The sequence below is a fragment of the Ferrovibrio sp. GW821-FHT12B10 genome, assembly GCF_058807515.1.
On record NZ_JBXAQT010000001.1, the window covers coordinates 960,529 to 974,524 of the forward strand.

11 protein-coding genes and 1 tRNA gene are annotated in these 13,996 nt (G+C 63.6%); 5 read left to right on the plus strand and 7 right to left on the minus strand.

What is annotated here, in order from left to right; translation table 11 throughout:
- Positions 1-10: 10 nt before the first annotated feature.
- The 6 genes from AC1RRT_RS04895 to AC1RRT_RS04920 form a co-directional block, all read right to left on the minus strand.
- Positions 11-1,231, minus strand: coding sequence for an aminotransferase class I/II-fold pyridoxal phosphate-dependent enzyme (locus tag AC1RRT_RS04895; protein WP_493012661.1), 1,221 nt, complete (start codon positions 1,229-1,231; stop codon positions 11-13).
- A gap of 179 nt (positions 1,232-1,410) precedes the next feature.
- Positions 1,411-2,787: an esterase-like activity of phytase family protein gene (locus AC1RRT_RS04900; RefSeq protein ID WP_493012662.1), complete on the minus strand. Its 1,377-nt coding sequence runs from the start codon at positions 2,785-2,787 to the stop codon at positions 1,411-1,413.
- 120 nt (positions 2,788-2,907) lie between these two features.
- Positions 2,908-5,292 (minus strand): mechanosensitive ion channel domain-containing protein, encoded by a 2,385-nt coding sequence (locus AC1RRT_RS04905; RefSeq protein ID WP_493012663.1) that lies wholly within the window; start codon positions 5,290-5,292, stop codon positions 2,908-2,910.
- A gap of 76 nt (positions 5,293-5,368) precedes the next feature.
- A tRNA-Phe gene (locus tag AC1RRT_RS04910) sits at positions 5,369-5,444 on the minus strand.
- Between the two features lie 104 nt (positions 5,445-5,548).
- A complete protein-coding gene (locus tag AC1RRT_RS04915; protein ID WP_493012664.1) occupies positions 5,549-6,565 on the minus strand; it encodes a patatin-like phospholipase family protein in 1,017 nt (338 codons plus the stop codon).
- Between the two features lie 35 nt (positions 6,566-6,600).
- A complete protein-coding gene (locus tag AC1RRT_RS04920; RefSeq protein WP_493012665.1) occupies positions 6,601-7,533 on the minus strand; it encodes a mechanosensitive ion channel family protein in 933 nt (310 codons plus the stop codon).
- A gap of 138 nt (positions 7,534-7,671) precedes the next feature.
- Here AC1RRT_RS04920 and AC1RRT_RS04925 point away from each other — a divergent pair, with 138 nt between their 5' ends.
- The 3 genes from AC1RRT_RS04925 to AC1RRT_RS04935 all read left to right on the plus strand — a co-directional run bounded on the left by AC1RRT_RS04925 (position 7,672) and on the right by AC1RRT_RS04935 (position 11,124).
- Positions 7,672-9,435, plus strand: coding sequence for an adenylate/guanylate cyclase domain-containing protein (locus tag AC1RRT_RS04925; protein ID WP_493012666.1), 1,764 nt, complete (start codon positions 7,672-7,674; stop codon positions 9,433-9,435).
- Positions 9,436-9,538: 103 nt separating this feature from the next.
- Positions 9,539-10,309 carry an ABC transporter ATP-binding protein gene (locus AC1RRT_RS04930; protein ID WP_493012667.1) on the plus strand — a complete coding sequence of 257 codons (771 nt, stop codon included), beginning with the start codon at positions 9,539-9,541 and terminating at the stop codon, positions 10,307-10,309.
- Positions 10,306-11,124: an ABC transporter permease gene (locus AC1RRT_RS04935; protein ID WP_493012668.1), complete on the plus strand. Its 819-nt coding sequence runs from the start codon at positions 10,306-10,308 to the stop codon at positions 11,122-11,124. The genes AC1RRT_RS04930 and AC1RRT_RS04935 overlap by 4 nt, the downstream gene beginning before the upstream one ends.
- On the opposite strand, the gene AC1RRT_RS04940 is transcribed toward AC1RRT_RS04935, so the two are convergent.
- On the minus strand, positions 11,104-11,520 hold the full coding sequence (locus tag AC1RRT_RS04940; RefSeq protein WP_493012669.1) for a DUF2306 domain-containing protein: 417 nt from the start codon (positions 11,518-11,520) through the stop codon (positions 11,104-11,106). The genes AC1RRT_RS04935 and AC1RRT_RS04940 overlap by 21 nt on opposite strands.
- Before the next feature lie 112 nt (positions 11,521-11,632).
- On the opposite strand from AC1RRT_RS04940, the gene AC1RRT_RS04945 reads away from it, so the two are divergent.
- Together AC1RRT_RS04945 and AC1RRT_RS04950 are read left to right on the plus strand one after the other, a co-directional pair.
- On the plus strand, positions 11,633-12,340 hold the full coding sequence (locus AC1RRT_RS04945) for a response regulator transcription factor (RefSeq protein WP_492982369.1): 708 nt from the start codon (positions 11,633-11,635) through the stop codon (positions 12,338-12,340).
- Between the two features lie 41 nt (positions 12,341-12,381).
- Positions 12,382-13,977, plus strand: a complete 1,596-nt coding sequence (locus AC1RRT_RS04950) for a sensor histidine kinase (protein ID WP_493012670.1) — start codon at positions 12,382-12,384, stop codon at positions 13,975-13,977.
- Positions 13,978-13,996 lie beyond the last annotated feature (19 nt).

The following is a 13,996-nucleotide window of genomic DNA, read 5'->3' on the forward strand; positions in this document are numbered from 1 at the left end:
GCCTGTGTAGTTAAGCCCCCAGAACGTTACTGATTCGTTGAAGCGCGACCCGGGTGGTCTCCAAATCGGCCACCAACGCGATGCGAAGATAGGGTTTTCCGGCCTTTTCGCCATCGTTTTCCGGTCGGGTCAGATAATTGCCCGGCAGGGTGCGGATGCCGGCCTCACGCCACAGCTTGAGCGCCGCCGCTTCCGGGTCGCCCACGTCGAGCCAGAGATAGAAGCCGCCCGGCGGGCGATAGAAACCGAAGCGGTTGCCCAGCACGTTCTGCGCCATGTCGAACTTCTGGCGGTACAGCGCCCGGTTGGCCTCGACATGGGCCTCATCATTCCACAGGGCGGTGGAGGCCTCGACCACCGGCATCATCAGGCCGGCGCAGCCATAGTTGCGCAGCTTGATGAAGGCCTGGGTGATCTCGGGGTCGCCGGCGCAGAAGCCGGACCGGAGCCCCGGGGCGCTGGAGCGCTTGGACAGCGAATGGAAGACCAGCACATTCTTCAGGGCATCTTTCGTCGCCTTGTTGCCGGTCAGCTTCATCGCCGCCTCCAGCCCGCCCGGCGGCGGCGTGTCGACATAGATCTCGGCATAGCATTCATCGAAGGCGATGACGAAGTCATGCTCGCGCGCCAGTTCGATCAAGCGCGCCATGTAATCCAGGCTCGCCACCGTGCCCTGCGGATTGGCCGGCGTGCAGAGATAGAGCAGCGCCGTGCGCTGCAGGATGTCGCGGGGCAGGCTGGCGAAATCGGGCATGAAGCCGTTTTCCGGCAGGGCTGGAACGAAATACGGTTCGGCGCCGCAGGCCGCTGCAGCACCGACATAGGCCTGATAGAAGGGGTTGGGCATCAGCACGATGGGCTTCTCGCCCTTCGGACCCTTCTTCTGGGGAATGACGACCTGCGCCACCATGAACAGGCCCTCGCGGGTGCCGTTCAGCGCCACGATCTGCTTTTCCGCATCCAGCAGACCGTCGGGCAGGTTGTAGCGGCGCTGCAGCCAGCCGGCACAGGCATTGCGCAATTCAGGCGAGCCGTTGGCGGTGGGATAGCGGCTCAGGCTGCCCAGGTCACGGGTCAGCGCCTCGGCGACGAAGCCCGGCATGGCATGCTGCGGCTCGCCAATGGAGAGGTTGATCGGCGTGATGCCCGGCGGCAGCGGCTCGGCATCGAGCAGCGCGCGCAGGCGAGTGAAGGGATAATCGGTGAGAAGGTCGAGGCCGGGGTTCAGCATGGCAGCATTCAAAAGCTGGGCCGGACAGGCGACCATAAGTCGGCGAATCGGGCCGGTAAAACAGGATGCTGCAATCTACGGAACGGCGACTCCCCGGGCAAGCCGGCATAAAGGCCCGGCCAGACAGGAAAAAGCCCGGCCGGATAACACCCGGCCGGGCCCATCCTGGCGGATAGCGGTTACTTCGCCGCCAGGAAGTCCTTCACTTCCAGCAGTACAAATTCGTTGTCATCGCTTTTGCCCAGCTGGCGGCCCGAGGAATACGGCAGGTTGTTGTCGTTGCCGACAATGATATGGCTGCCGTCCACCACATCGACATTCTCGATCGTGAAGAAGGGGAAGGTCAGGCGCGGGCCGCCCTCGCCCGTTTCGCCGCCCTGCTTCGCCTTTTTGTTCGGATCGGCCATGTCCATCAGGTCGATATAGCCGACCTTCTTCACATAGCCGTCGGCATCGGCCTGGCTGAAGTCGATCTTGTAGACGCGCTTGAACCTGGCCGGCACGTTGAAGCAGTCGGACTTCATCTCGCCCTTGCAGGCCAGCGCCGCATTGCCCTCGGTATCGTCGCGTTCGATGATCATGCCGGTGCGGGCGTCGATCATGTTGAAGTCGCCGATACTGTTGCCATTGACTTCGAGGCGGTATTTCCAGCTGCGACCACTCCAGTCGTTCTTAGCCAAGTCGAATTCCAGAATGCGCAGGTATTCCTTGCCATCCGCGCCCTTTTCCGTGCCGTTGGCGGCCGCATCCCACAGCGCACCCTCCAGCAACGGATAGAGGAACTTGCCATCCTTGCTGGCGGCCATGCCCTCGAAGCCCTTGCTGCGACGCACCTCGAAGGCGACCGCGCCCGGCGCGCCCGGCATGCGCACCATGTAATGATCAGGCGAGCGCACCAGCTTGCCGTTCACCTTGGTTTCGACCACCTGCTTCACCTTGCCCTTGCGATCAGTGGCGATCAGATAGGGGCCGAATTCATCGCCAAACCACAGGGTGTCGCCAGCGATCTGCATCGATTCCAGATCGAAATCAGCACCCGTGAGATAACGCTTGGTCGTGCCCTCGTTGACGATCAGGAAGGGTACTTTCTTGTCCGGATCGTGCAGGAACATCGTCTCGAGCCGCTGCGCCGTGCCGCTAGCGAAATCCAGCTTCAGGCGATGGAACATCAGCATGGCATCGGGTGAATTGGCGCGATTGCCGAAGCCGTTATCGGTGACGACCAGGAATTCGCCGTTGCCCAGCGAACGGACGCCAGAGAAGCCCTGCACCGGCTGGCCCTTGAAGGGCAGGCTGATGCCGATCTTGCGCGGCGCATTCCTGTCGGACAGCGCCGAAATGCCTTCCACGCTATTGAGCGTGTCGTTGCGCTGCGCGCCGGTGAATTTCCCCGAGGTCTTCAGCGAGGCCGGTGCATCACCCGGGGCATCGACGAAACTCTGGGCCGGCAGGAAAACATGACCAGTGAGCGTGGCGCGGAACGGCTTGTCCTGAGCCATGGCGCCGGTCGTGGCCAGCACGGCAGCGGAGAGCAAGGCGAGAGCAGTCGGTTTCATATCGGATCCCCCTGTTTTCAATGACAGGGGGACTCCGTAATGCGCCTGCATGACACTGGGATGCAGGACGCATGACAGCGCGATGACGATACGTGGGCGACTCGCGCGGCGGCAGGATTCTTACGGACTGGCCTTGGATGGCGGCACATCTGGCGGTGCGTCAGCCTCGGTGCTGCCTTGCGGCGGATCCTGGTTCGGCGGCAGACGCTTCTTCGCCTTGGGCTTGCCGTCCTCCTCGTCTTCGTCACGGTCACGCTCGATGAAGACGGTCTGGGCGAAGGGAATAACGATGCCGCGCTCGTCGAAGCGCACTTTCATGCGACGGAAGAATTCGCGCTTCACGCTCCACTGCGCACCGGCCAGCGTCTTGAAGCGCACGCGGATGATCACGCCAGCGGCAGCGATCTGCTCGACGCCGATGATCTCCAGCGGCTCCATGATCTTGGCCTGCCATTCCGGCTCGGCCCGCATGCCCTCGGCCAGCTCCTGCAATGCACCGATGACAGTGTCGACATCTTCCTGATAGGCCACATTGGCATCGATCACCGCATGAGCAAAGCCGCGCGTCATGTTCTTGACCTTGCTGACCTCGCTGAACGGGATCACATGCACAGTGCCGTCCATGTCACGCAGACGGATAGTGCGGATCGAGATATCCTCCACCACGCCGGAGTTGCCGCCCAGGTCGACCACATCGCCGACCGAGATGGTTTCCTCGGCCAGGATGAAGATGCCGGTAATGACATCCTTCACCAGGGTCTGCGCACCAAAGCCGATGGCAAGGCCGATCACGCCGGCGCCAGCCAGCAGCGGCGCAATGTTGATACCCAGTTCCGACAGCACGATCAGACAGGCGATCAGGCCCAGCACGATGGAGACGAAGCGCCGCAGCAGCGGCAGCAGCGTGCGCACCCGGCTTGAGCGCATGCCCGGCTGGCCATCGATGCCAGGTCGCGTCAGGTAATATTCAATGCCGGCGGCGGTCGCCTCCCACAGGACCAAGGTGATCACAACGACCAGCACAATGGTTGTCACCCGGGCCACGATGTTGCGGCCGGTCGCGCTGTTCAGCCAGTCGAGCGTATCGATGCCCCAGGCCTGCATGATGGCGAAGACCGCCACGATATAGAGCAGCAGGCGCAGGCCGCCGAGCAGTACCGGCAAGTAGCGGTTGGCGCGTGCCTCCAGGCCGGGGAAGCGGGAACGCACATCCTCGCGCACGGCGAACAGCCGGCCAAAGCCATGCTCGGCGCCGAACAGCAGCGCCCGCACCACGATCAGGATCGCCACGGTGAACAGCGTGCCGCGCAGGATGATCTCGAAACCGCCGCTGACATCGAAGGCCCATACGGCGAAGGTCGCGCCAATATAAAGCAGCGCCAGCACATGCCAGATATCGGCCGCGCGCGCCCGCAGCAGCCGCAGGGCATTGCTGCGCGGGCTGTCGTGGTCGCCGGATTCCACGCCGCGGATACGCTGCGCCACCGCCATGCGGTTCTGCAGCACCAGGATGGAGAGCAACAGCGCGAAGACAAAACCGACCACGGTCGCAATGGCGTCGATGCCGTCTTCGGGGATACGCACGCGGCGGGCGATGCGTACGGCGGCATAGCCAAACAGGCCAACCGCGCTCAGGCGCCGCAGCCAGACCTGGATATAGGCGCCACTCTCGCCATCCAGGCGCAGCAAGCGCGTCATGGCGGTGTCGGGGGCCAGCAGCATCTGGCCGGCAATCTCGATGGCACGCCAGGCGACAAAGGCCAGCACAATGATCTGCGCGATGTCGCGCGTCAGGTTATTGGGCGCAAGCAGGATCAGCGTGCCGTAGGCGGTCGCCGCGAAAACGGCGGTCGGCACCAAAGCCACCAGCGCGCGCACCAGCACGAAGGTCAGTCCGAGCCAGACCGGGCCGGGCCGTCGCAATTCCAGCGTGGCCAGCGGCCGGCGGATCGCCATATAGGCCAGCGCCTGCATGGCGAGCGCGGCCACCAGCACGGCGCCCAGCTTCAGCAGCACGTCGTTCCATAATGCGCGGCGCTTCGGATTCTCGACCTGCAGGGTGAGCCAAGTCTTCAACGCGGGGATATCGGAGAATAGGGCGCCCAATGCCGCAAAACTGCTGCCCGCGCGCCGCATCTGGTCGACCACGGAATCAACAATGACGGCGCCAGGATCTTCCGGCTCGGTCGCGGCCGCCGGTTTGGCCGGCGCGGCCGGAGTCGGAGCAGGTGCAGGTGCCGGCGCTGCAGCTGGGGAAGCCGCCTGCGCTGGCTGAGCGCCGCCGCTTTTCTGTGCTGCCGACAGGGCGCGCAAGGTCTCGATCAGCTTGCGCCGTTCGGTCTCGTTTTCCAATTGATCGGCCAGCGTGTTCAGCTCGGCCGGGCTCAGGCCCATGGCTGGGGCAGCCGGCTGCTGGGCCGAGGCCGGCAAGGCAGCCAGCAGCAGGCCGAACATCAGGAGAAGCAGAGGGACGCGGCGCAGCGCGGCGAAGACATGCAGGATCATGGGATCAATCGGGTCGCAGATATGGCATCGCCATGGGGCATGGCGCTGATGAAGATATAACTTTTTGAAGGGAAAATGGTGCCCAGGGACGGAGTTGAACCGCCGACACGAGGATTTTCAGTCCTCTGCTCTACCAGCTGAGCTACCTGGGCACACATGCGTCGATACGGGCTAAAGGTCCGTAACGGCGCGCGGTTATAGACAAAATCCCCACCCCTGTCCAGCCCCGGACCCAGGAGGCCGGATGGGGCCCGATTTACATGAATTTGGCCACGATATCGGTGGTGGAACTCTTGCCGATATCGTCGAAATGGGTGGCCAGGAAGGCCTCGGCCTTTTCCCGGCCGATGCCGCGCAGGTAGCACAGGAAATCCCAGTCCGGATTGAGTTTGGACGAGACGCTGAACTTTGCCAGCAGGTCTTCGGCATCGATGCTGTGCATGAACACGCGCGGGTACTTGTCGCGATTCAGCTCATTGGTATCCAGCAGGTTGGTGACGAACTGGATGGCGCGCATCTCGCGCATCAGGCTGGAATTCCAACTCAGCGTGTTGATGCGGTCCAGGATCGCCGCTGCGGTGTTGGGCACTTCAGGAATATTCACCGGATTGATCTGCACAATCAGGATGTCGTTGGTGCCCTTTTCATAGATCAGCGGGAAGATCGGCGGATTGCCGCAATAGCCACCATCCCAGTAGAAGTTGCCGTCCACTTCCACCGCCTGGAACAGAAACGGCAGGCAAGCCGAGGCCATCACCGCATCGGGCGTCACTTCATCGCGGTTGAACACGCGGATGCGGCCGTTCTTTACATTGGTGGCGCAGATGAACAGCTTGGCCGCCGTCTTGTTGGCGCGCAGCGCATCGAAATCCACCACCTCGGCGATGATGTCGCGCAGCGGATTGATATTCGCCGGGTTGAGCTGGTAGGGCGACATCATCTGCGACAGCGAATTGAAGAAATGATACATCGGCGAGAAATCCATGTTGCCGATGCTGAACATCTTGTCGATCGGGCTGGGCTGCAGCGGACCCTTCTTGCCGGCTTCAGACGACTTGCGCCAGAACAGCTCAAGCAGCTCCTTGGCTTTCGCCGGACCGCCGGCGCCCAGACCATAGGCCGCCACGGCAGCGTTCATCGCGCCTGCGGAAGTGCCAACCAGCGCTTCGATCTCGATGCGGTCGTCTTCCAGCAGACGATCCAGCACGCCCCAGGTGAAGGCGCCATGCGCACCGCCGCCCTGCAGGGCCAGCTTCAGACTCTTCTTTTTCATCGTCCCAGTCCCCCAAACCCAAAATTACAACCGCATCAGTTGCCCTGGATGGCCGCCCCCGGCGTATCCAGATGCAGGATCGTCTCGTTGCGCGGCAGATAGACCGACAGCTCGCCGCCGCGCAGTGCGGCATAGGCGGCCTGCAGGATCGCCGCCTTCATGATCACCAGCGCGCCGAAATTGTCGGTGAAGAAATAGATGCGCCAGACCATGGTGACCGGCCGCATTTCGTGCAGCAGAATGATCGGTGCCGGGTCGGCCAGCACACCCTCGACGCCAAGCGCCGCCTCGCGCAGCAGGCGCTGCAGCTCGACCTCATCGAACCCGTATTGCAGCGGCACCTCCACGGAATCCAGATGGCGCGCCTGCGGGCGGCCATGATTGGTCAGCTTGGCGCGGCCGATCACGGCATTTGGGATCACGACCAGATCCATGGTGCGGGTGCGCAGATGGGTGGCGCGCCAATTGGTCATCAGCACCACACCCTGGGTGCCATCCACGGTGACCCAGTCGCCGGCCTTGAACGGCCGCTCCAGATTGAGGGCGACGCCGGCAAAGATGTCAGTCAGCAACTGCTGCAGGGCAAAGCCCAGCACGATGGCGACCACGCCGGAGGTGGCGAAGACGCCGGTCGGCGCCTGGTCGAAGACCTCGACCGCAACGAAGCCGGCGGCGAGGACATACAGCATCACGTTGAACAGGTCGGTCAGTAATTTTCGCTGCCGCGGTACGCCCGACAGGCTCTGGCCGTACATCCGGCGCCACAGGAACAGCTCGAAGCCGGTGGCGACCGTCCAGGCCAGGCTGAACCAGGCCAGCACCGCCAGCGGCTTGTCGAGCCACAGCGGCAGGTAAGGCGAGATCAGCCAGGTCCACATGAACGGGACATGACGCGGCTCAAGCACCGCGTAGACCAGTCCGATTGAGATGAAGAGCGCCCAGAGGAAGCGCCGAGTTTCGCGCGACATGGGCCGGACGTTACCGGTTTGCCGCATCAGGGGCCAGCGCTTTCACGCCTTTGTTGATTGACATCCGGCTATCACGTCCCCTTCCCGGCCCGTCTTCACTATGTCATGCTGGCGGCTCGCGATCCTGCCGGACCCCTCATGACATTCTTTTCCACGCTCGCCTCCCTGCCCTTCAAGGTCACCCTGCTTCGCTCGGTCGGCGCCAAGATTTTTGCGGTGGCCGCCGGCCTGCTTGCGATCATGGTGCTGGTCGCTGTCGTTGCCAGCCAGATGGCGCGAATCGTCAGCGATGAACTGACCCTGATCGAGCGGCATTACATGCCAGCCTATGCCGCGCTGGCACGCGCCCATATCCGCTCGGTGGAAGAGGATCTCGCCCTGCGGCGCCTGATCGTGCATGTCCGCTCGGGCGATATGACCACCAATGAGAATAACCAAGTTTATCGCGCCACCGTCTTCAGGTCGATCGAGGAGGTCAGGGCCGAGTTGACAACCACGCGGCAGCATCTACACGCCTTGCTGGACTGGGATTCCTATTTCCACAACGATCAGGCTATCGCGCGCGTTGATGCCCAGATTGAAATGATGCTGGAGCTTTTCAGCAAGGAAGAACGCGTAATGGCCCCAGTGCTGGACGGTCTGGCCGTCGAAGACTGGAAGCGGGTCTATGGCGCACTGGATGCCATCGAAGAACACAGCACGGAGGTGAACGACCGACTGGAGCGTTATCGCAACGACATGCGGCTCATCCTTGAAGGCGCCGCCAAGAATGTGCGCGAGTTCCAGGAAAACCTCATGCTCGCCAACATGCTCGTCACCATCCTGGCCTGTGCGCTAGGCCTGGTCGCGGCCGGCTTCATCACCCGCAGCCTGGTCCGCCCGGTGAAGGCGCTGCTGCTGGGCGCCCAACGGATCGAGGGCGGCTCGCTGGATGTCGACCTGCCGGTATCCTCGCGCGACGAGATAGGCCAGCTCACCGCCAGTTTCAATGTGATGGTGGAGGAACTGCGCAAGAAGGAGCGCATCCGCGACACCTTCGGCCGTTATATGGATCCGCGCATCGTCGAGGGCCTGCTGGACCGCCCTGACCTGGCCCACAGCGAGGGCGAACGCCGCGTCATGACCGTGCTGTTCTGCGACATGCAGGGTTTCACGGCGCTGAGCGAGCGCCTGTCGCCTGCCGCGCTGTTGGCCGTGGTGAACCGTTACCTGACCCTGATGTCGGAACCTGTGCGCGAGCATAACGGCGTGATCGACAAGTATATCGGCGATGCCATCATGGCCTACTGGGGCCCTCCCTTCGTGCCAAGCGACCGCCAGGCCATCATGGCCTGCGAAGCGGCCTTGGACATGGTGAGGCAGCTCGAACGCTTCAATGCCGAGCTGCCTGACCTGATCGGCATGCGTGGCAATCTGCCTACGATCAACATCCGGATCGGCATCGCCACCGGCGAAATGCTGGTCGGCTCGATCGGTTCGGAATTCTCGCAGAGCTATTCCGTCCTGGGCGACAGCGTCAATCTGGCCTCGCGCCTGGAAGCCGCCAACAAGAGCTACGGCACCCGCATCATGATCAACACGCAGACCCGCAACATGCTGGGCGACCAGTTTGCCCTGCGCGAGATCGACATGATGCGCGTGGTGGGCAAGACCGAACCCGAGCGTGTGTACGAACTGTATGGCACAGCCGCTGCCCTGCAGGGCGACCGTGACACGATCTTCGCCGAAGCACTGGCGGCCTATCGCCAGGGTGACTGGGCGGTCGCGCGCCGGCATCTGGAGCAGGTCGTGCAGAAGACCGGTGGCGATCCTCTGGCCGAGACCTTCCTGACGCGCATCGCGATCCTGGAAAAGGACACGCCAGAAGCCTGGGATGGCATCTGGACCATGACCCAGAAGTAGGCTGTCCGGCCCCTCAGCCTCATCAGCCTGTCGGGCTGGACAACCCCTGTATGCCTGCCATATCAGTTCGCCTGAACCACCCGTCAGCCACCAGGGCCTGCGCATGACCGAGTCTGCTATTGCCGTTACAGGCCTTGCCAAGACCTACGGTCAGGGCGAGACGCTGGTGCGCGCCGTGGACGGCATCGACTTCGCCGTCAAGCCCGGTAGCGTCACTGCCCTGCTCGGCGGCAACGGCGCCGGCAAGACCACCACCATCGCCATGCTGCTCGGCCTGCTGAAGCCCTCTGCCGGCAGCATCACCATCCTGGGCACTGACATGCTGCGCGAGCGGCACCGCATCCTGCCGCGCCTGAATTTCTCCTCGCCCTATGTCGACCTGCCGCATCGCCTGACCGTGCGGCAGAACCTGCATGTCTTTGCCGGCCTCTATGCCGTGCCGCAGGCAGGCCGCCGCATCGAGGAACTGGCCAAGGAACTCGATTTCGCCGCCCTGCTGGATCGCCCGGCCGGCGCGCTCTCGGCCGGCCAAAAGACCCGCGTGGCGCTGGCCAAGGCACTGATCAACCTGCCCGATGCTCTGCTGCTGGACGAGCCGACGGCGTCGCTCGACCCCGATACCGCCGACTGGGTACGCAGCCTTCTGGAACGCTATCGCGCCGAGCGCGGGACCACCATCCTGCTCGCTTCGCACAACATGGCCGAGGTCGAACGGCTGTGCGACCAAGTGTTGATGATGAAGCAGGGCCGGATCGTCGACCGCGGGACGGCGCCGGAACTGATCGACCGCTATGGTCGGCGCAACCTCGAAGAAGTTTTCCTCGACATCGCGCGCGGCCAAGGCAAAGCCGCTGAACAGAAGGTGCCGGCATGAGCGCACAGGCAGGTGAAATCAGCTGCAGCCTGCAACGCGTCGGCGCCATGTTGCGCCGACATTGGTATCTGTTGTCGGGCTCATGGACGCGCATTACCGAGCTGATCTACTGGCCCGCCGTGCAGATGATCATGTGGGGCTTCCTCACCCAGTTCCTGGCCGGCAAGACCTCCTATGTCGCGCAGGCCTTCGGCGTCTTCCTCGCCGGCATGATGCTGTGGGATTCGATGTTCCGCGTGCAACTGGGCGTCGCCATCTCCTTCCTGGAGGAAATGTGGTCGCGCAATCTGGGTAACCTGTTTGTCAGCCCGCTGCGGCCAAGCGAGTTCGCGGCCTCCGTCCTGCTGATGGGCCTGCTGCGCACCCTGGTCGGCATGATCCCGGTCAGCGTGATGGCCTGGCTGTTCTTCGACTTCTCGGTCTACGGCATGGGCATCGGCCTGGCTGGCTTCTTCTTCAGCCTCACCATGTTCGGCTGGGCCATCGGCATAGCGGTCTGCGGCCTGATCATGCGCCATGGCCTCGGCGCCGAGAGCGCGGCCTGGGGCGCCATGTTCCTGATCCTGCCGGTGGCGGCGGTCTATTACCCGGTCAGCGTGCTGCCGGCCTGGTTGCAGCCGGTCGCCTGGGCCATGCCGCCGGCCTATGTCTTCGAGGGGATGCGCGCCCTGCTGGTGGATGGCGTGCTGCGGCATGACCTGCTGGCAGCGGCCTTTGCGCTGAACGCGCTGTATCTGACGCTGGGCTTTGCCGCCTTCCTGGCCCTGTTCGAGGCGGCGCGCCAGCGCGGGCTGCTACTGGGCCAGGGTGAGTAGGGTCACGCCTTCGGTCATCAGGCGGCCGAGCAGCCGCATCGGTAGCAGGGTGAACAGCCCGGGGATCACCAGCGCGCCAAAAAACAGGCCGATCATCGCCATACGGTGTCGGCCGACCTTGCCGCGCCGGATTGCCAGAATGGCCATCGGCACCAGGATCAATACCAGGATGCTCAGGCCATGGATCGGGCTGTAGCCGCCGCGGATGCCGGTGATCCAGAAGGAGCTGGCGGCAGCCGTCAGCATGAGGCCGACCCAGATCCAGCTCAGCAGGCGGTGCGATCCGCTGCCCTTGCGGCGAATCAGCATCGCGGTTCCCAGTCCCAGCGCCAGAATTGTGGCGGCAAGATGGATATGAACTGCGGATCCAGCCGTTATGAAGGGCATTAAATTCATGCCCGCAGCCTGCGCCGGCCCCTGCAAAAGGGCCAGCAGGTTGCTATAGTCCTGTGACTGTGATCACCGGTTTTCCGGGGATTAGACAGTCTTCATAATTTAAGGAATTGCCGTGAGCGCCACCATTGCCCTGGTCGATGACGACCGCAATATCCTCACCTCGGTTTCCATTGCGCTGGAAGCGGAAGGCTACAAGGTCCGCACCTACAATGACGGCGCCGAAGCCCTGCGCCACCTGACCCAGCAGACGCCGGATCTGGTGATCCTCGACATCAAGATGCCGCGCCTCGACGGCATGGAGACGCTCGGCCGTCTGCGCCGCGTCAGCCAGGTGCCCGTAATCTTCCTCACCTCCAAGGACGAGGAGATCGACGAGGTGCTGGGCCTGAAGATGGGCGCCGACGACTACATCACCAAGCCCTTCAGCCAGCGCCTTTTGATCGAGCGCATCAAGGCCGTGCTGCGCCGCGCCGAGGCGAACCGCCCGGGCGCCGAGGAAACATCGGCCGACAAGATGATCATCCGCGGTCCGCTGGCGCTCGATCCGGCGCGCCATCGCTGCACCTGGAAGGGCGAGGACGTCACCCTGACGGTGACGGAATTCCTGCTGCTCGAGGCACTGGCCCAGCGCCCCGGTCACGTGAAGAACCGCGACCAACTGATGGATGCGGCCTATGACGATAACGTCTATGTCGACGACCGCACCATCGACAGCCACATCAAGCGGCTGCGCAAGAAGTTCAAGTCGATCGACGACGACTTTGATTCGATCGAGACGCTGTATGGCGTTGGCTATCGCTTCAAGGAACAGGCCGCCTGATCAGCCGGTGCTGAGGGACGCATGATCACGGAGATGTGGCGGTGAGCGAACAGCGCCAGCGGCGGCGACTGATGTCGCCGCTGACCCGCCGCATTCTGCTGATCAATCTGGCGGCGCCACTGGCGCTGGTGCTGGCCTTCTTCTATCTCGACCAGTTCCGCCTCAGCCTGATCGACACCCGCATCAATGCCCTGCGCTATGAGGCCAATCTGATCGCGGGTGCGCTGGGTGAATCCGCCATCTCGCCTACAGAATATGCGCCGACGCTGGAACCGGAACTGGCGCGCCAGCTGATGCGCCGCCTGGCCACGCAGTCCAGCGCCCGGGCCAGGCTGTTTGACGCCGATGGCGAGCTGATCGCCGACAGCCGCCTGCTGCTGGCCGCCGGCCGCGGCGTGGTCCTACGCCAGCTGGCCCCGCCCAATATCGACACACCCTGGGAACAGGCCCTGGTCAGCCTCTACGACAATATCAACGCCCTGTTCATGACGACGCTGCAGCTGCCGGCCTATGTCGAGCTGCCCTTCACCCATGCCAACGATTATTCGGAGGCGCGTCGTGCGCTGTATGGCGAAAGCAGCGAGCAGCTGCGCGACCTGCCCGACGGCCGCATCATGCTGTCGGTCGCCGTGCCGGTGCAGGGCCTGCGCAAGGTGGTCGGCGCCCTGCTGCTGAACATCGATTCCGCCGAACTTGACGCCCGCGTCCGCGAGGAACGGCTGGGTGTGCTGAAGATCTTCGTGGCCGTCCTGGGCTTCACCGTGCTGGCCTCGCTGTATCTGGCCGGCGCCATCGTGCGGCCGATCCATCGCCTGGCCGAGGCCGCCGAGCGCATCCGCGCCGCCAAGGGCCGCATCGCGCATCTGTCGCTGCCGGATTTCTCGCGCCGCGAAGACGAGATCGGCGACCTCTCCAGTGTGCTGCGCGCGATGACTGCCGCCCTGTCGCAGCGCCTGGACGCCATCGAGAAATTCGCCGCCGACGTCTCGCATGAAATCAAGAACCCGCTGACCTCGCTGCGCAGCGCCATGGAAACCTTCATGCGCACCGACAAGCCGGAGCTGCGCGATCGGCTACTGGCCGTGATGCAGGATGACGTCCGCCGCATGGATCGTCTGATCACCGATATTTCCGGCGCCTCTCGCCTGGATGCCGAACTGGCGCGCGCCGCGGCCGAGCCGATCGATATTGCCGGCATGCTGCAGTCCGTCATCGAGCCTTATGTCACGCGATTGGCCGATGCCGGGCCGCACATCGAGCTGAAGCTGGTCGAGCCCGGGCCCTATCTTGCGCCGGGCTTCGAAGACCGGCTCGGACAGGTGGCGCGCAACCTGATCGACAACGCTATTTCCTTCAGTCCGCCGCAGGGCACGATCACCATCACGGTGAAACGCGAACCCCGCCATATCGTCTTCAGCATCACCGATGAAGGTCCTGGCATCCCCGAGGAGAACCGGGAGTCAATCTTCGAGCGGTTCTACAGCGAACGCCCATCGGCCGAAGCTTTCGGCCTGCATTCCGGCCTCGGCCTGTCGATTGCGCGCCAGATCGTCCAGTCGCTAGGCGGCCAGATTCATGCCGAGAACCGCGACGACGGCCCCACCGGTGCCCGCTTCGTGGTGCGATTGCCGCTTTAAACGCCGGTATTAACCAACC